The following is a 17,477-nucleotide window of genomic DNA, read 5'->3' on the forward strand; positions in this document are numbered from 1 at the left end:
CGGCGCCGCCCCGGCCGGCACCCGCGGCGCACGGCGGAGGCCGTCAACTCCCCGCCGTGTCCCAGCCATCGTGAGAACCGGTACCGGCCCGGCGGCCGCCGGTACCGGACCCGAGCGGTGCTGATGGCGCCCTGCCCGCCGCCGCCCGTGCGGCGGAGCGCCCCGCCCGTGGCGCGTTCCCCACCCCCGTTGGCCCATTCCGCCCCGTCGAGACTTCAAGGGACCCGGCTACAGTCGTCGTCTGCCACCGCCGTCCCCCACCTCCCGCACGACCCGCACGGCGCTCGACCCCCGCCCTGACCTCGCGCCCCTTGGGGGAGCTGCCGGACCGCGGATTTCGCCGGGCTCAGTGCTTCGCCGCCGCCAGGGCCGCCGCCACCCCCGGCTCCTTCTTCCCGAGGAACCGGGGGTTCGGCTCGAAGAGCACGTCGAGGGCCGCCTTCCCCGCCGCGAAGACCTCCCGCGTGCCCCCGTAGTACCAGGTCACGTCATGCTTGGCGTCGACCCCGACCCCGTACGACGTCACCCCCGCGGCCTCGCACAGCGCCACCGCGCGCCGGATGTGGAACCCCTGGCTGATCAGCACGGCTCGGTCCACGCCGAAGATCTTCTTCGCGCGGACGCAGGAGTCCCACGTGTCGAACCCGGCGTAGTCGCTGACGATGCGCGTGCCGGGCACGCCGTGCGCGGTCAGGTAGGTGCGCATGGCGTCCGGCTCGTCGTAGTCCTTGCGGCTGTTGTCGCCGGTGACGAGGACGACCTTGACGCGGCCCTCCTTGTACAGCGTCGCCGCCGCGTTCAGGCGGTTGGCGAGGTACGGCGACGGCTCGCCGTCCCACAGGCCCGCGCCGAAGACGACCGCGACGTCGGCGCGCGGCACGTCCGCCACCGTGCGCAGCCGGCCGGCCGTCGAGACGTACAGCCAGGTGGCGGGCAGCAGTGCCAGCACGCACCCGGCCATCACCCCCTGCACCAGGCGTCGCCGGCCGGCCCGGGTCCGCGGCAGCCGCGGGCGGCGGATCCTCATACGTTCGTTCCCCCCTCGTGCTCCCCGTTCGCTCCGACCATGGAGGACGCAGCGCAGCGGATTCCGGTTCGCTCACAGCGCGCGGGCGCGCACCGTGAAGGGCCGGAAAAGACGCGTGACGGTCAGGCAACGGCCGTGCAACCTCGCCCGGCGAGGATCCTCGCATGACGGTGACCGACCTCTCCTCGCGCCCCGGCCCGCCCGCCCTGGTCCTGGTGGCCCACGGCAGCCGCGACCCGCGCGCGCTCAGCACCGTGCGGGCGCTCATGGACCGGGTGCGCGCGCGGCGCCCCGGCCTGTCCGTGCGCCTCGGTCACATCGAGCTGAACGAGCCGCTGCTCCCCGACACCCTCGCCACCCTGCGGAACACCGAGGCCGTCCTGGTCCCGCTCCTCCTCGGCCGCGGCTACCACGTCAAGCGGGACATCCCGGCGACGGCGGCCGCCGCCGGCGCCCGGACCCGCGTCGCCGCCCCCCTCGGCCCGCACCCCCTGCTGGCCGGCATCCTGCACGCCCGCCTGCGGGAGGCGGGCTGGCGCCCGAGGCCCGCGAGTGCCGTCGTCCTGGCGGCTGCGGGTTCCCGCGACCCCGACGCCGGGGCCGACACCGACCGCATGGCCGGCCTCCTCGCCGCCCGCCTGCGCGTCCCGGTCCTCGCGGCCTACGCCTCCGCGGCCAGCCCGACCGTGCCGGACGCGATCACCGCCCTGCGGGCGAGGGGCCACCACCACATCGCCCTCTCCTCCTACTTCACGGCCCCGGGCCGCTTCGCGACGGAGTGCGCGGCACAGGCCCCGGGGATCGCGGCGGCCCCCCTGGGAGCGCACGACGCGATGGCCGACCTGGTCGTCCACCGGTACGAGCAGGCACTGGGGACACCGGTGACGGCAGCCGCCTAGGAGTGCGTGGATCGCTGCGGGTGCGTCGTGGTTGATCGCGCAGTTCCTCCCCCAGCCTTCGGCCGGGGGTACCCCCAGCGCCCCTTTCAGGCCGGCCCGGTGAACCCACCTTCTTGGGGGCGCGGGGAACTGCGCGACAAGCCCCCACGCACCCGCAGCCGCAGCCGCACCCCGACCCGGCAGCCGAGTAGGCGCCCCACAACCCCCGTTTCGTCACCACCAACCCGTACTGTCGGACCATGGCAGGCACCGCACCCGCACCCTCTTCGGCCTACGACCCGGCGTCAGCCGATCGCTGGGCCCCCGAACCCGACAAGCGACCCGGCCGCACCGCCTTCCAGCGCGACCGCGCCCGCATCCTGCACTCGGCTGCCCTCCGCCGCCTCGCCGGCAAGACCCAGGTCGTCACCCCCGGCACCTCCGCCCAGGCGTGGGACGCCAGCCCCCGCACCCGCCTCACCCACTCCCTCGAATGCGCCCAGGTCGGCCGGGAACTGGGCGCGGCCCTCGGCTGCGACCCCGACCTCGTGGAGGCCGCCTGCCTCTCCCACGACCTCGGCCACCCGCCCTTCGGCCACAACGGCGAACAGGCGCTGAACGAGTTCGCGGACGACTGCGGCGGTTTCGAGGGCAACGCCCAGTCCCTGCGGCTCCTCACCCGCATCGAGCCCAAGCGGTTCACCCCCGAGGGCTCCGTCGGCCTCAACCTCACCCGCGCCGCCCTGGACGCCGCCACCAAGTACCCGTGGCCGCGCGGCGCGCACCCCACCGCCCCGGCGTCCCCCAAGTTCGGCGTGTACGAGGACGACCGGCCGGTCTTCGACTGGGTCCGCAAGGAGGCCCCCGGCACCCGCACCTGCTTCGAGGCCCAGGTGATGGACTGGTCGGACGACGTCGCCTACTCGGTGCACGACGTCGAGGACGGCCTGCACGCCGGTCACATCGACCCCAACTGCCTGCACGCGGAGCCGGAACGGCAGGAGGTGTTCGCGGTCGCCGTCGGCCTGTACGTGCCCGCCGGCACCGACCCCGCCGAACTCGCCGCCGCCCTCGACCGGCTCCAGGACGAGGAGTGGTGGCCGCACGGCTACGACGGCAGCGCGGTCGCCCAGGCCCGCCTCAAGGACGCCACCAGCCAGCTCATCGGCCGGTTCTGCCTGGCCGCGGAGGGCGCCACCCGCGAGGCGTACGGCGGCGGCCGGCTCACCCGGTACGGCGCGGAACTCGTCGTACCGCGCGAGGCCCGGATGGAGTGCGCGGTGCTCAAGGCCATCGCCCACCGGTACGTCATGCAGCGCGCCGAGCAGGAGCGGCTCCGCGCCGACCAGCGGATCGTCGTCGCCGAACTCGCCGAGGCGCTCACCGCCCGCGCGCCCGACGGACTCGACCCGCAGTTCCGGGCGCTGTTCGACACGGCCGGTGACGACCACGCCCGCAAACGCGTGATCGTCGATCAGATCGCCTCGCTCACCGACGCCTCCGCGCGGTCGCTGCACGCGCGGCTGACGGGACGTATGTGAACACTTCGTGACTCTCCGCGACTCCCGCTGGCCTGATCGGGGCAAGATCGCGTCAGCGGGGGTCACACCCTCTTCCCGCATCACGCTGCGTGCGGGAGGCTCACAGTGCGGCGCATGTGGGCGGCATATGTGGCGGCACCCTTACGAGGAGGCATCAAGTGGTCGACGCGGACCAGACATTCGTCATCGTCGGAGGCGGACTCGCCGGTGCGAAGGCGGCCGAGACGCTGCGAGCCGAGGGCTTCACCGGCCGGGTGATACTGATCTGCGACGAACGCGACCACCCCTACGAGCGGCCGCCGCTCTCCAAGGGCTACCTGCTCGGCAAGGCCGAACGCGACAGCGTCTTCGTGCACGAGCCCGCCTGGTACGCGCAGCACGACATCGAACTGCACCTCGGCCAGACCGTGGACCGCATCGACCGCGCCGCCAAGACCGTCCGGTTCGGCGACGACGGCACGCTGGTCCGCTACGACAAGCTGCTGCTCGCCACCGGGGCGGAGCCGCGCCGCCTCGACATCCCCGGCACCGACCTGGCCGGCGTCCACCACCTGCGCCGCCTCGCACACGCCGAACGCCTCAGGGGCGTCCTCGCCGCGCTCGGCCGCGACAACGGCCACCTCGTCATCGCGGGCGCCGGCTGGATCGGCCTCGAGGTCGCCGCGGCGGCCCGGACCTACGGCGCCGAGGTCACCGTCATCGAACACGGGCAGACCCCGCTGCACAGCGTCCTCGGACCCGAGCTGGGCAACGTCTTCGCCCAGCTGCACAAGGAGCACGGGGTCCGGTTCCGCTTCGGGGTACGGCTCACCGAGATCATCGGCCAGGACGGCATGGTGCTCGCCGCGCGCACCGACGACGGCGAGGAGCACCCGGCGCACGACGTCCTCGCGGCGATCGGCGCGGCCCCGCGGGTCGGGCTGGCCGAGGCGGCCGGTCTCGAGCTGGCCGACCGGGCGCAGGGCGGGGGCATCGTCGTCGACGAACGGCTGCGGACGTCCGACCCGGACATCTACGCGGCCGGTGACGTGGCCGCCTTCCCGCACGCCCTGTTCGACACGAGGCTGCGCGTGGAGCACTGGGCCAACGCGCTGAACGGCGGCCCGGCGGCGGCCCGCTCGATGCTGGGGCAGGACCTCGCCTACGACCGGGTGCCCTACTTCTTCACCGACCAGTACGACCTGGGCATGGAGTACAGCGGGTGGGCGCCGCCCGGGTCGTACGACCAGGTGGTGATCCGGGGGGACGCGGGGAAGCGGGAGTTCATCGCGTTCTGGGTGAAGGAGGGGCGGGTGCTGGCCGGGATGAACGTGAACGTGTGGGATGTCACAGAGCCGATCCAGCGGCTGATCACCTCGCGGGCGGTGGTGGACACCGACGCGCTGGCGGATCCGCATGTGCCGTTGGAGTCGCTCGCCTAAGGGGCTGCAGGGTTCTGTCGTCTCGCGGGTGCGGGTGGTGCGTGGTTGCTCGCGCAGTTCCCCGCGCCCCTTCGGGGCGCTTCCGTGACCGTAGAATTCATCCGTGGCTGGACGGATCAATGACGAGGATGTGAAGGCGGTACGGGACGCGGTCCCGATCGACGCCGTCGTGTCCGAGTACCTCCAGCTGCGCAACGCGGGCGGCGGGAACCTGAAGGGCCTGTGCCCGTTCCACGACGAGAAGTCGCCGTCCTTCCAGGTCAGCCCCAGCAAGGGACTCTTCCACTGCTTCGGCTGCCAGGAGGGCGGCGACACCCTCACCTTCGTGATGAAGGTGGACCACCTCTCCTTCTCGGAGGCGGTCGAGCGGCTGGCCGCCCGGGCCGGCATCACCCTGCGCTACGAGGAGGGCGGGTACAACCCGTCCCACCAGCGCGGTGAGCGCATCCGCCTGGTGGAGGCGCACAAGATCGCCGCCGCCTGGTACGCCGAGCAGCTCGCGACCAGCCCCGAGGCCGAGACCGGCCGGGTCTTCCTCGCCGAGCGCGGCTTCGACCAGGCCGCCGCCGTGCACTTCGGTGTCGGCTACAGCCCGCAGGGCTGGGACCACCTCACCCGCTACCTGCGCGGCCAGGGCTTCACCGACAAGGAGCTGCTGTCGTCCGGTCTGTCGCAGGAAGGGCGGCGCGGCCCCATCGACCGGTTCCGCGGCCGCCTGATGTGGCCCATCCGGGACATCGGCGGCGAGGTCGTCGGCTTCGGCGCCCGCAAGCTCTACGAGGCGGACAACGGGCCCAAGTACCTCAACACGCCCGAGACCGCGATCTACAAGAAGTCCCAGGTCCTGTACGGCATCGACCTCGCCAAGCAGCACATCGCGAAGGCCAGCCGCGCGGTCGTGGTCGAGGGCTACACCGACGTCATGGCCTGCCACCTGGCCGGGGTGACGACCGCGATCGCCACCTGCGGCACCGCCTTCGGCGGCGAGCACATCAAGATCCTGCGGCGCCTGCTGATGGACAACGGCTCGGCACGCGTGATCTTCACCTTCGACGGCGACGCGGCCGGGCAGAAGGCGGCCCTGCGCGCCTTCGAGGACGACCAGAAGTTCGCCGCCGAGACGTACATCGCCATCGCCCCCGACGGCATGGACCCCTGCGAACTGCGCCTGGCCAAGGGCGACGACGCGGTCGTCGACCTGACCGAACCCCGCACCCCGCTCTTCGAGTTCGCGCTCCGCCAGATCGTCGCCCGCTACGACCTGGACACCCCGGCGGGCCGCGCCGCCGCCCTGGACGAGGCGGCGCCGGTCGTCGCCCGGATCAAGAACAGCGGCGCCCAGCACGAGGTCGCCGTCCAGCTCGCCGGCATGCTCGGCATCCTCGACACCCAGTTCGTGGTGAAGCGGGTGGCCCAGCTGGCCCGCTGGGCCCGCGACAAGGGCGGGAACGGCAGGGGAGCCGGTCCGGCCCGCGGACCGCAGCAGCAGCCGTCGTACGGCACGGCCGGCACCGGCCGCCCCGCCGTCTCCGGCCCCGCCCTGAACCTGCGCAACGCCGTCTACGCCACCGAGCGAGAGCTGCTGAAACTCGCCCTGCAGCGCCCCGACCTGGTCTCCCCGGCGTTCGACGCGTACGGCATCGACGAGTTCACCGCCGAGCCCTACGCGGCCGTACGCCGGACCATCATGGAGGCGGGCGGCGCCGAGTACGGCGTGCAGGACCCGCAGGAGTACCTGGTCCGCGTCCGCGAGGCCGCCGCCGACGACGCGGTCCGGGCGATGGTCACGGAGCTCGCCGTCGAGGCGATCATGCGCCGCACGGTCGACGAGAACTACGCGGGCGAACAACTCGTGACCGTCCGCCGCCGCGCCGTCGACCGCCGCATCCACGAGATCCAGATCACCCTCACCCGCCTCGCCAACGGCGGCGACCCGGGCCAACTCGCCGCCGTGCAGAACGAGTTGTGGGTGCTCCAGCAGTACGGGCAGGCGCTGCGCGAGCAGGGCCCGGCCGCTCTCTGAGCCCCGGCGGACCGGCAGGATAACCGCGCGGTCACGGACCGGACGCAAAAAGTCACCGCACGCCCCTCGTGGCGGCGATGTGTCTTACCCCACACTGGGGTGCGGTGCCTGAGTCCTCGGAGCGCGGCCGGCCCGTCCCGGACGGGTCCCACACCCCCGCCGTTCCCCTCATCGCGTACGGGACGGACGGCGGCGAGGCCGTCGTCTCCGCCCCCGAAGTACCGCTGCCGTACCCCCTGGCAGCGATCATCCTGGAGGTCGCCCCCGTGCAGACCCAGACCCTGACCCAGACGGACAGCAGCAGCACGCTCACGGACGAGCCGGAAGCCGAGACCGGCGGCCATGCCGGCGTTCCCCCGCAGAGCAGGGCCGCGCTGCACCCCGAGACCGAGCCGGACGGCCCGCCCCCGGAGGAGCTCGCGGCCGAGGCCCCCGACGCGGAGCCCGAGCCCGAGCCCGACCCGCGGGCCGCCGCCCGCGCCGACACCGGCGGTCCCTCCTCGGACCTGTTCCGCCAGTACCTGCGGGAGATCGGCCGCATCCCGCTGCTCACCGCCGCCGAGGAGGTCGAACTCGCCCGCCGCGTGGAGGCCGGCCTGTTCGCCGAGGAGAAGCTGGGCAGCACCCCCGACCTCGACAGCGAACTGGCGCTGGACCTGGACCGGCTGGTCGTCATGGGCCGCATGGCCAAGCGCCGCCTCATCGAGGCGAACCTGCGGCTGGTGGTGTCGGTCGCGAAACGGTACGTCGGCCGCGGCCTGACCATGCTCGACCTGGTGCAGGAGGGCAACCTCGGCCTGATCCGCGCCGTCGAGAAGTTCGACTACGCCCGCGGCTACAAGTTCTCGACGTACGCGACCTGGTGGATCCGCCAGGCCATGTCCCGCGCTCTCGCCGACCAGGCCCGCACCATCCGCGTCCCCGTGCACGTGGTCGAGCTGATCAACCGGGTCGTCCGCGTCCAGCGCCGGATGCTCCAGGAGCGGGGCTACGAGCCGACGGCCGACGAGGTCGCCGCGCACCTGGACCTGGCGCCGGAGCGGGTGGGGGAGGTGCTGAGGCTGGCGCAGGAGCCGGTGTCCCTGCACGCCCCCGTCGGCGAGGAGGACGACGTCGCCCTCGGCGACCTCATCGAGGACGGCGACGCGGCGAGCCCGGTCGAGTCGGCGGCGTTCCTGCTGCTGCGGGAGCACCTGGAGGCGGTGCTGTCGACGCTCGGGGAGCGGGAGCGGAAGGTCGTCCAGCTGCGGTACGGCCTGGCCGACGGCCGGCCGCGCACGCTGGAGGAGATAGGCCGGATCTTCGGCGTGACGCGGGAGCGGATCCGGCAGATCGAGTCCAAGACCCTGAACAAGCTGCGGGACCATGCCTTTGCGGACCAGCTTCGGGGTTACCTGGACTGACGCCGGGTGCGGGTGCGTGGGGGCTGGTCGCGCAGTTCCCCGCGCCCCTAAAGGGGCGCTGCATTCGCGCCCGCTTCCCAGCTGCGGGCAGTCGTGCCGCTGGGGCGGCACGGGTGGGCGCTGGGGGTCCCCCCGGCCGAAGGCTGGGGAGGCACCCCGCAAGCGCGGGCGAGTGAACCCCCCCCGCCCGCGCCTGCGGCACCGTGCACCACTCAGTCCACCTCGGCCACCGCCTGTGCGAACTGCGCCTTGTACAGCCGCGCGTACGCGCCGTCCGCCGCCAGCAGCTCGGCGTGCGCGCCCTGTTCCACGATCGAGCCGTTCTCCATCACGAGGATGGTGTCCGCGTCCCGGATCGTCGAAAGGCGGTGCGCGATCACGAACGACGTCCGCCCGTCCGCCAGTTTGGCCATCGCCTTCTGGATCAGGACCTCGGTACGGGTGTCCACCGACGACGTCGCCTCGTCGAGGACGAGGATCGTCGGGTCGGACAGGAACGCGCGCGCGATGGTGATGAGCTGCTTCTCACCGGCGCTGACGCCCGTGCCCTCGTCGTCGATGACCGTGTCGTAGCCGTCGGGGAGCGTACGGACGAACCGGTCCGCGTGGGCCGCCCGGGCCGCCTCCTCGATCTCGCCGCGGGTGACCTCGCGCGAGGAGCCGTACGCGATGTTGTCCGCGATGGAGCCGCCGAACAGCCAGGTGTCCTGGAGCACCATGCCGATCCCGGCGCGGAGTTCGTCCCGGGACATGCGGCTGATGTCGACGCCGTCGAGGGTGATCCGGCCGCCGGAGACGTCGTAGAACCGCATGAGGAGGTTCACGAGCGTCGTCTTGCCGGCGCCCGTCGGGCCGACGATGGCGACCGTGTGGCCCGGTTCCACCGTGAGGGAGAGGTCCTCGATGAGCGGCTTCTCCGGGTCGTACCGGAAGGAGACGTGCTCCAGGGCGACCCTGCCGCGCAGTTCGGCGGGGCGCTCGCCGGGGACCGGGTCGGCCTCCTGCTCCTCCGCGTCGAGGAGTTCGAAGATCCGCTCGGCGGAGGCGACACCTGACTGCACCAGGTTGGCCATGGAGGCGACCTGGGTCAGCGGCATCGAGAACTGCCGGGAGTACTGGATGAAGGCCTGGACGTCACCGATGGACAGCGCGCCGGACGCGACCCGCAGACCGCCGACGACCGCCACCAGCACGTAGTTCAGGTTCGACACGAACATCATCAGCGGCTGCATGATCCCGCTGTTGAACTGCGCCCGGAACCCGGCCTCGTACAGCGCCTCGTTCTGCTCGGCGAACTGCTGCGCCGACTCCTCCTGCCGGCCGAACACCTTCACCAGGGTGTGGCCGGTGTACATCTCCTCGACGTGGGCGTTCAGCTTGCCGGTGGAGCGCCACTGCTGCACGAAGTGCGGCTGCGAGCGCTTGCCGATGCGGGTGGCCACCAGGAAGGACAGCGGCACCGTGACCAGGGCGACCAGGGCGAGGATCCAGGAGACCCAGAACATCACCGCGAGCACGCCGATGATGGTGAGCAGCGAGTTGATGAGCTGACCCATCGACTGCTGGAGCGTCTGGCCGATGTTGTCGATGTCGTTCGTGGCGCGGGAGAGCACCTCGCCGCGCTGCCGCTTGTCGAAGTAGGAGAGCGGCAGGCGGGACAGCTTCGCCTGGACGTCCTCGCGCAGCCGGTACATCGTGCGGTTGACGGACCGGTTGACGAGCCGGGTCGCCACCGCCATCAGCAGACCGGCCACGACGTAGGTGCAGAGCGCGAACAGCAGGACGTCGCCGACCTGGCCGAAGTCGATGCCCTTGCCCGGCGTGAAGTCGGTGCTCCTGAGCATGTCGGCGACGGTGTCCTGGCCGCGCTCGTGCATGCCCTGCAGGACCTGCTCCTTGGTGGTCCCGGCCGGCATCTGCTTGCCGATGACGCCGGCGAAGACCAGGTCGGTGGCCCTGCCGAGGATCTTGGGGCCGATCACGTTCAGGGTGACGCTCGCGACCACGCAGAACAGCAGCAGGTAGATCGTGAGCTGTTCGGGTTTGAACCGGGCGATGAGCCGTTTGCCCGAGTTCTTGAAGTCCATCGAGCGCGCGTCGGGGCCGCCCCCGGCCATCATGCGTCCCATGGGCCCGGCCATCAGGCAGCCTCCGCTTCCGTCAGCTGGGAGAGCACGATCTCCCGGTAGGTCTCGTTGCCGGCCATGAGTTCGTGGTGGCGGCCGGTGCCGACGACGCGCCCCTCGTCGAGGACGACGATCCGGTCGGCGTCCCTGATGGTCGCCACCCGCTGGGCGACGATGACGACGGTCGCCTCGGCCGTCTCCCGGGCGAGCGCCGCGCGCAGGGCGGCGTCGGTCGCGTAGTCGAGGGCGGAGAAGGAGTCGTCGAAGAGGTAGATCTCCGGGCGCTGCACGAGCGTGCGGGCGATGGCGAGGCGCTGGCGCTGGCCGCCGGAGACGTTGGTGCCGCCCTGGGCGATGGGCGCGTTCAGCCCGCCCTCCAGCTTCTCCACGAAGCCCTTGGCCTGCGCCACCTCCAGCGCGTGCCACAGCTCCTCGTCGGTGGCGTCCGGGTTGCCGTAGCGCAGGTTGGTCGCCACGGTGCCGGCGAACAGGTACGGCTTCTGCGGGACCACGCCGACCGTCTGCGCGAGCAGCTTCGGGTCGAGGCCCGAGACGTCCTCGCCGTCCACGAGGACCTGGCCGTCGGTGGCGTCGAAGAGGCGCGCGACCAGCCCGAGCAGGGTGGACTTGCCGCTGCCGGTGGAGCCGATCACGGCGGTCACCTCGCCGGGCCTGGCGACCAGGTCGACGGCCTTGAGCACCGGCTCCTCGGCACCCGGGTAGCGGAACCCGGCGCCCCGGATCTCCAGATGGCCGTGTCGGCGCAGCTCGGTGACCGGCGCGAGCGGCGGGACGACGCTGGACTCGGTGTCCAGGACCTCCTCGATGCGCTCGGCGCAGACCTCGGCGCGCGGCACCATCATGAACATGAAGGTGGCCATCATCACGGACATCACGATCTGCATCAGGTAGGCGAGGAAGGCGGTCAGATCGCCGATCTGCATCTGGCCGCCGTCGATCCGGTGGGCGCCGAACCACACGACCGCGATCGACGAGACGTTGACCGTCGTCATGACGATCGGGAACATCAGCGCCAGCATGTTGCCGGTGGCCAGCTGCATGTCGGTCAGGTCCTTGTTGGCCTTCCCGAACCGGCCCTGCTCGTACTCGTCGCGGACGAACGCGCGGATCACCCGGTTGCCGGTGATCTGCTCGCGCAGCACCCGGTTCACGGTGTCGAGCCGCACCTGCATGGCCCGGAACAGCGGGCGCAGCCGCCGCACGATCAGGGTCACCGAGATGCCGAGCACCGGTACGACGGCGACCAGCACCCCGGACAGCGGAACGTCCAGGCCGAGGGCGAGCACGATGCCGCCGACACACATGATGGGCGCCGACGCCATCAGGGTGAACGCCATCAGGACCAGCATCTGGACCTGCTGTACGTCGTTGGTCGTACGGGTGATGAGCGAGGGTGCCCCGAAGTGACCCACCTCACGTGCGGAGAAGGACTGCACCCGGTCGAAGACGGCGGCACGCACGTCCCGGCCGAGCGCGGACGCGGTCCTGGCGCCGTAGTAGACGGCACCGACGTTGCACACCACCTGAGCGAGCGAGATGCCGATCATCAGGGCGCCGAAGGACAGGATGTAATCCGTGTCACCCTTCACGACGCCGTTGTCGATGATGTGCGCGTTGAGCGTGGGCAGGTAGAGGGTGGCGCAGGTCTGCAGGAACTGCAGCAGCACCAGGATGGAGATGGGTTTCCTGTAGGGCCTGAGGTAGGTCCGCAGAAGTCGTATGAGCACGCTACGTCTCTCGGAGTCGGCGGTGGGGTGGGCAGGGTCACCTGCCCGGAGGGCGGGGTGTTTGCCCTAGGCCCCTATCGTCCGACACTCCACCCGCGTTACCTCAACCGATTAACCCGACAGCGGACGGACACGGCCGTACGCGGACGCACGTTTCGCGGGGTTTACGACCGGAACGCCCCCGGATGGGTCTGCTCCCGCACCGAGATGAACTGCTGCCGCACCGCCTGCCCGACGGCCAGCTCGTCCCCGGGTTCCAGGACCTGCGCCGCCGCGCCCTGCCACACCGGCGGCGTGCGCGGGTCCAGCGTCCCCTGCGAGACGCCCAGCGCCCAGGCCGCCTGCCGCGCGGCCCCGATCGCCGCGTAGTCCGCCGGCTGCGGTACGACGACCTGTGCGCCGAACAGCATCGGCGCCGCCGCCTGCACGGCCGGCAGCTCGGCGGCCTGCCCCAGCAGGAAGATCCGCCGCACCTCGACACCCCGGCCGCGCAGCACGTCCAGCGCGTCGGCGAGCCCGCACAGCATGCCCTCGAAGGCGGCCCGCGCAAGGTGCTCGGCCCTCATCGACTCCCGGCGCAGCCCGGCCAGCGTCCCGGCGGTGTGCGGCAGGTTCGGCGTCCGCTCGCCCTCCAGGTACGGCAGCATGACCAGCCCGTGTGAGCCGGGCGTCGACTTCATCGCCAGGTCGGACAGGGCCTCCAGATCGGCGAGCCCGAGCAGCTCGGCGGTGCCGCGCAGGGCCCGTACGGCGTTGAGGGTGGTGACGACCGGCAGGTGCATGCCGGTGGCGTCGGCGAGCGAGGTGATCATCCCGGAGGTGTCGGCGAGCGCCTCGGTGTGCACGGCCATCACCGAACCCGAGGCGCCGAGCGACACCACGGCGTCCCCGAACCCGAGCCCAAGACCGAAGGCGGCGGCCATGGTCTCGCCGGTCCCCGCGGAGATCAGCAGCCCCTCCGGGGTGGTGCCGGCCGCGTCGGACGGGCCGATCACGTCGGGCAGCATCGCCTGGTGTCCCAGGGCGAGTTCGACGAGATCGGGCCGGTAGGCGCCGGTGGCCGCCGACCAGTACCCGGTCCCGGAGGCCCCGCCGCGATCGGTGGTGCGCCGGACCGGCCGCCCGAGCAGCTGCCACACCAGCCAGTCGTGGGCCTGCAGCAGTACGGCGGTCCGCCGGGCGTTCTCCGGCTCGGTCTTGGCCAGCCAGCGCAGCTTGGTGACGGGCTGCGCGGCCTGCGGCACGCATCCCACCGCCTGCGCCCAGGCCTCCCGGCCGCCCAGAGCGTCGATGAGATCGGCGGCCGCCACCTGGGCGCGCTTGTCCCCGCCGACCATCGCGGGGCGCACGGTGCTGCCCTGGGCGTCCAGCGGGATCAGCGCGTTCTGTTGCGCGGACACGCCGATGGCCTGCACGCCCTCCAGGAGTCCGCCGCCGGCGGCCTCGCCGAGGGAGAGCAGCCAGGCCTGCGGGTCGACGTCACTGGGGCGCGCCGCGCCGTCCGGCGTGTCGACCGGGTGCGGTGCGTATCCCTGGCGGAGCACCGCACCCGTGTCCGTGTCGCAGACCACGATGCGAGTGAAATCGGGTGAGCTGTCCAACCCGGCGACTATCCCCATGACCGAAATTCTGCCGCACGCGCCGCTGTGGTTCGGCCGAGGGCGCCGTAGGGGTTCGCGTGGTCCTGTGGGCGCGGGGCGCGCTGTGGCCGGTCGCGCAGTTCCCCGCGCCCCTGTGGGGGTTGCCGCCGGGCGCGTCGAAAAGTTGACCTACGTGTTGCTGGTGCCCCAGTCGTCGCCGGCTGCTCCGTTGGTGTTGCGGTCGCGCAGGGACCGGACCCGGGACGCGACCGAGTCGGGCATGTGGTCGCCGACCTTCTCGCTCACCGAGTGGATGGCCTTGCCCGCGTAGACGCGGCCCTGCTGGGCGGCGGTCTCCGCGGTGTTCCGGACGGCCGGGTTCTGGGCGACCTGGCGGGCGGACTTCTTCAGCTGTTCGTAGCGCTCTCGTCCGGCCCGCGTGCCGAGCACGTAACCGAGAGCGAGCCCGACGACGAACGTGAGCTTGTAGCGCATGGCGGTGCCACCCTTCCGACGTGGGGGAGTACCGATTGGCGGAGCACCCCCCTGCTTGCGCTAATGTATGTGTCGCAGCGAGCGGGCGCTTCCTGGCGAATACCCAGGTAGGTACGTTCGATGCAACGAGGCATTCCTCCGTAGCTCAATTGGCAGAGCAGCCGGCTGTTAACCGGCAGGTTACTGGTTCGAGTCCAGTCGGGGGAGCTCGGTCCTCCGTAGCTCAATTGGCAGAGCAGCCGGCTGTTAACCGGCAGGTTACTGGTTCGAGTCCAGTCGGGGGAGCATGCTGAACGAGGACCCCTGGCGGGGTCCTTTTTCATGTCCGCGGGAACCGCCGGGCCTGCACCGATGTCCTGAAGGTCGTGACTGTCCGCAGAAGCCGACCAGCCGAAGCAGGAGATCGTATGAGCGGCTATGCTGCGGCAGACGGCGCGCACACTTGTACGCGACACGCCGCTATGGGGCGGTAGCTCAGCCGGTTAGAGCAGCGGACTCATAATCCGTCGGCCGTGGGTTCGAGTCCCACCCGCCCCACCATGCAGGCCCCTGATCTGTGGAAGCGTCTCATCTCGGGCGCGGATTCAGGGCTTCGGGCTACGGAGCTGAATCCGCTGCTCGTGCGTTCGACTCCATGGCCGTCCGGTGGTGCCGCTCGGCACCGCGCGAGCCCTGCTGTCTCAGGCCGATCGTGCGGACCGGCGGCTGCCCTGTCGTGCGGGCGATGGTTTCGAGGTCGCGGTCGTAGTGGAGGAAGGTGAGTCCTGCACCGCTCAACGGCTCCGGTGAAGGGGACGGCAGGCCCTTGGCAAGACGGTGCGCCCCGCCGTGCGCGGCCGGGGCGCACCGCACGGGTCAGCGGACCGGCAGCACGGCGGTGTGCTCCTCGCGCACGGCCTTGAGGGAGCGGGGGTCCAGACCGAGCAGGCTCAGGATCGTCGGCGCGATCTGTTTGGTCTGCACGTCCGCCGAGTCGCGCACGCCGTCCGGGACGGAGGCGCCGGACACGACGAGGGGGACGTCGAGGTCGTCGGAGTGGCCGCCGCCGTGCTCGGCGATCTTCTTGGTGCCGCCGGTGTAGACGACGCCGTACTGCGCGACACCGAAGAGGTCGGGGACCCGGGCGTCGCCGGCCCTGACGTGGAAGTAGTCGGCCGCGGCCCGGCCTGCGTAGACCTTGCTGAGGCCGCTGTGCGTGTAGGCCTTCGGCGCGGCGTTGACGTCGGTGCCGGTGCCGCTCTGCGCGAGCAGGTACTGCTTGGCGAAGGCGGTGGCGGCCGCGGAGCGGTCGGAGAGCCACAGCAGCATGGCGTCGTCGTCCACCGCGTGCGTGACGAGGTCGGCGGCGCCGGGATGCAGCTTCTTCCAGGCGGCGTTGAGGCCGTCCAGCAGCGGGCCGTCGTCGACGCGGGTGAGCGCGGCGGGGTCGGTGGGGGACTGGCCGTGCTTGGTGGAGAGGATGACGGTGGTGCTGCCGGACAGGTGCCGCCTGCGGATCTCGGCGGTCAGGGCGCCGATCTCCGTGTTGACGAAGTCCAGGTTCTTCACCAGCAGCGGGCCCGGGACGTTCTTGGCGGTGTAGCCGCCGGTGAGACCGTCCGAGGCGGGCAGCTTCTGCGCGGTGGAGACGGACTGGAAGTTGAGGCCGAAGACCGCCGGGGTGCCGACCTTGTGGGAGCGGCTGTGGTCGTAGCCGTCGATCTCGTTGAGGACCGCCCGCACCTTGTAGCCGTCGTACTGTTCGGTGGCCTTGTTGTCCTTGGTCCAGTCGTCGCCGGAGGCGTAGCCGAGGGCGTCGCTGTTGATCTCCGGGGTGAACAGGTCCTGGACGCCGGTGCCCGAGGGGCCGTTGAGGATCTCGTAGGCGGCGTGCTTGTCCGACCAGGCGGTGCGCAGACCCGCCTGGCGGGCCACCTCGAAGACGGTGTTCACCTTGAGGTACGCGTGCGGGTAGACCGGCTTGCAGGTCTTCGGGTCGACGGGCAGCTTCGACGCGTCGATCAGACTCTCCGGGTGGCCGGTCATCGACAGGATGCTGTCCGGCAGGCCCGCGAGGCCCTGACCGGCGTCGATGGAGGCCTGGTTCTTGTCCAGGTCCTCGGTGAGGTCCACCTCGGCCCCGGGCTTGACGCCCTTGCAGCTGGTGGTTCCGGCCGGGAGGAGCGCGGCGTTGTAGGTGTCGTCGTAGTAGACACCCGTGGTGCCAGGGCTTCCGCCGGTCGCCTGGGCGACCATGCCGGGGAAGGAGTCGGACGGCGTGGTGGTCCTGGCGTGGGTGTACTCCACGCCGCCGCCGACCAGCCGGGCCAGCGCGGACTCCGGGTGTCTGGCGACGTACCAGGCCAGGTCCGACTGGTGCAGCCCGTCGACGGAGATCAGCAGGACATGCCTGGTGGCGGCCCGGTGGGGGGCGGCGGCGAACGCGGAGGGCTGGGCGGCGGTCACTCCGGCCAGGACTCCGGCGGCGGCGAGGACGGCTGCTGACCTGACGTAACGTCTGGACATGTGTTCTCTCCCGGGTGTTCGGGGCGGGCGGGCTGCTGGTGCCGGGCTCATCAGAGTGGCGCCTTGTGTACCGGGAACGGCGCAGGTGTGAACACACCCGGAATGAGCGGTCGGGTCTTCGCCAAGCAGGTCTGTTTTTCGCCAGGAAGGGCGTTCGCAGCTTCGGGAGAGCAGAACGACCGGAGCCGGCAGGTCGCCGACGGGGCGTGGAGAGTTCAGGGTGCGGTGTGCTCGGCCGGTGCGAAGGGGCCCCGACAGTCGGGCTACTGCCACTGGCAGATGGCCGACGCGGTCCGCATCCGGTCGAGGATCGCATTACACGGCGGGACAAGAGCCATGATGATGTCGCCGGCGCCCCGCACTGCGCTCGGCATGACAAGCTGTGCTTCCCACTGCCCGAACCCAGGAGGTCACCATGACCGCAGAGTCTGCGCCCGAAGAAGGTTCGGAGCCGACTGACGCCGAGGCGTCCGCTCTCGTGCCCGACAGCGACGGCCAGTACGACCTGAAACGCAAGTTCCGGGAGGCCCTGGCGCGCAAGCGCGGTCTGCAGGCGGACGCCGCTGACCTTGCTGCGAACGTCGATGCGTCGAAGGTCCGTGGGGCGCACGGCCCGGCTGCGAGCCAGCGGTCGTTCCGGCGCAAGAGCGGCGGCTGAGCCGACCGGGCCGGCGGTCCGGCCGCCCTGCAACACACCCTACGCCTCACCGAATCGGTTCCCCGCGACGGT

At 71.6% G+C, this 17,477-nt stretch carries 12 protein-coding genes and 3 tRNA genes; 9 read left to right on the top strand and 6 right to left on the bottom strand.

The window, feature by feature from the left end; genetic code table 11:
- Nucleotides 1–346 precede the first annotated feature (346 nt).
- Nucleotides 347–1,027 carry a SanA/YdcF family protein gene (locus tag ACZ63F_RS14515; protein WP_469711048.1) on the bottom strand — a complete coding sequence of 227 codons (681 nt, stop codon included), beginning with the start codon at nucleotides 1,025–1,027 and terminating at the stop codon, nucleotides 347–349.
- A 164-nt stretch (nucleotides 1,028–1,191) separates the two neighbouring features.
- Here ACZ63F_RS14515 and ACZ63F_RS14520 point away from each other — a divergent pair, with 164 nt between their 5' ends.
- The 5 genes from ACZ63F_RS14520 (at nucleotide 1,192) to ACZ63F_RS14540 (ending at nucleotide 8,293) form a co-directional block, all read left to right on the top strand.
- Nucleotides 1,192–1,926: a sirohydrochlorin chelatase gene (locus ACZ63F_RS14520; RefSeq protein ID WP_469711050.1), complete on the top strand. Its 735-nt coding sequence runs from the start codon at nucleotides 1,192–1,194 to the stop codon at nucleotides 1,924–1,926.
- Between the two features lie 239 nt (nucleotides 1,927–2,165).
- Nucleotides 2,166–3,446, top strand: a complete 1,281-nt coding sequence (locus ACZ63F_RS14525; RefSeq protein WP_469711052.1) for a deoxyguanosinetriphosphate triphosphohydrolase — start codon at nucleotides 2,166–2,168, stop codon at nucleotides 3,444–3,446.
- 158 nt (nucleotides 3,447–3,604) lie between these two features.
- A complete protein-coding gene (locus ACZ63F_RS14530) occupies nucleotides 3,605–4,867 on the top strand; it encodes an NAD(P)/FAD-dependent oxidoreductase (RefSeq protein WP_469711053.1) in 1,263 nt (420 codons plus the stop codon).
- A 103-nt stretch (nucleotides 4,868–4,970) separates the two neighbouring features.
- The gene (dnaG, locus tag ACZ63F_RS14535) at nucleotides 4,971–6,890 is read left to right on the top strand and encodes a DNA primase (RefSeq protein WP_469711055.1); all 1,920 of its coding nucleotides are present in this window, start codon (nucleotides 4,971–4,973) and stop codon (nucleotides 6,888–6,890) included.
- Between the two features lie 104 nt (nucleotides 6,891–6,994).
- On the top strand, nucleotides 6,995–8,293 hold the full coding sequence (locus ACZ63F_RS14540; RefSeq protein ID WP_469711057.1) for a sigma-70 family RNA polymerase sigma factor: 1,299 nt from the start codon (nucleotides 6,995–6,997) through the stop codon (nucleotides 8,291–8,293).
- 212 nt (nucleotides 8,294–8,505) lie between these two features.
- Here the strand turns inward: ACZ63F_RS14540 and ACZ63F_RS14545 are convergent, their stop codons facing one another.
- The 4 genes from ACZ63F_RS14545 to ACZ63F_RS14560 form a co-directional block, all read right to left on the bottom strand.
- A complete protein-coding gene (locus ACZ63F_RS14545; protein ID WP_469711059.1) occupies nucleotides 8,506–10,434 on the bottom strand; it encodes an ABC transporter ATP-binding protein in 1,929 nt (642 codons plus the stop codon).
- The gene (locus ACZ63F_RS14550; RefSeq protein WP_469711060.1) at nucleotides 10,434–12,167 is read right to left on the bottom strand and encodes an ABC transporter ATP-binding protein; all 1,734 of its coding nucleotides are present in this window, start codon (nucleotides 12,165–12,167) and stop codon (nucleotides 10,434–10,436) included. The genes ACZ63F_RS14545 and ACZ63F_RS14550 overlap by 1 nt, the downstream gene beginning before the upstream one ends.
- 164 nt (nucleotides 12,168–12,331) lie before the next feature.
- Complete coding sequence (locus ACZ63F_RS14555) at nucleotides 12,332–13,786, bottom strand: FGGY family carbohydrate kinase (RefSeq protein ID WP_469711061.1); 1,455 nt, start codon at nucleotides 13,784–13,786, stop codon at nucleotides 12,332–12,334.
- A 150-nt stretch (nucleotides 13,787–13,936) separates the two neighbouring features.
- Nucleotides 13,937–14,242, bottom strand: a complete 306-nt coding sequence (locus ACZ63F_RS14560) for a YtxH domain-containing protein (protein ID WP_469711062.1) — start codon at nucleotides 14,240–14,242, stop codon at nucleotides 13,937–13,939.
- A 134-nt stretch (nucleotides 14,243–14,376) separates the two neighbouring features.
- Between ACZ63F_RS14560 and ACZ63F_RS14565 the strand changes: the two genes are divergently transcribed.
- The 3 genes from ACZ63F_RS14565 to ACZ63F_RS14575 all read left to right on the top strand — a co-directional run bounded on the left by ACZ63F_RS14565 (nucleotide 14,377) and on the right by ACZ63F_RS14575 (nucleotide 14,782).
- A tRNA-Asn gene (locus tag ACZ63F_RS14565) sits at nucleotides 14,377–14,449 on the top strand.
- A gap of 5 nt (nucleotides 14,450–14,454) precedes the next feature.
- Nucleotides 14,455–14,527: transfer RNA gene (locus tag ACZ63F_RS14570), tRNA-Asn, on the top strand.
- A gap of 178 nt (nucleotides 14,528–14,705) precedes the next feature.
- Nucleotides 14,706–14,782, top strand: a tRNA-Ile gene (locus ACZ63F_RS14575).
- A gap of 315 nt (nucleotides 14,783–15,097) precedes the next feature.
- Here ACZ63F_RS14575 and ACZ63F_RS14580 read toward each other — a convergent pair.
- Nucleotides 15,098–16,747, bottom strand: coding sequence for an alkaline phosphatase family protein (locus ACZ63F_RS14580; protein ID WP_469711063.1), 1,650 nt, complete (start codon nucleotides 16,745–16,747; stop codon nucleotides 15,098–15,100).
- 415 nt (nucleotides 16,748–17,162) lie between these two features.
- Here ACZ63F_RS14580 and ACZ63F_RS14585 point away from each other — a divergent pair, with 415 nt between their 5' ends.
- A complete protein-coding gene (locus tag ACZ63F_RS14585; protein WP_469711065.1) occupies nucleotides 17,163–17,405 on the top strand; it encodes a DUF5302 domain-containing protein in 243 nt (80 codons plus the stop codon).
- Nucleotides 17,406–17,477: the final 72 nt, after the last annotated feature.

The organism is Streptomyces sp. NPDC104761 (assembly GCF_055583445.1).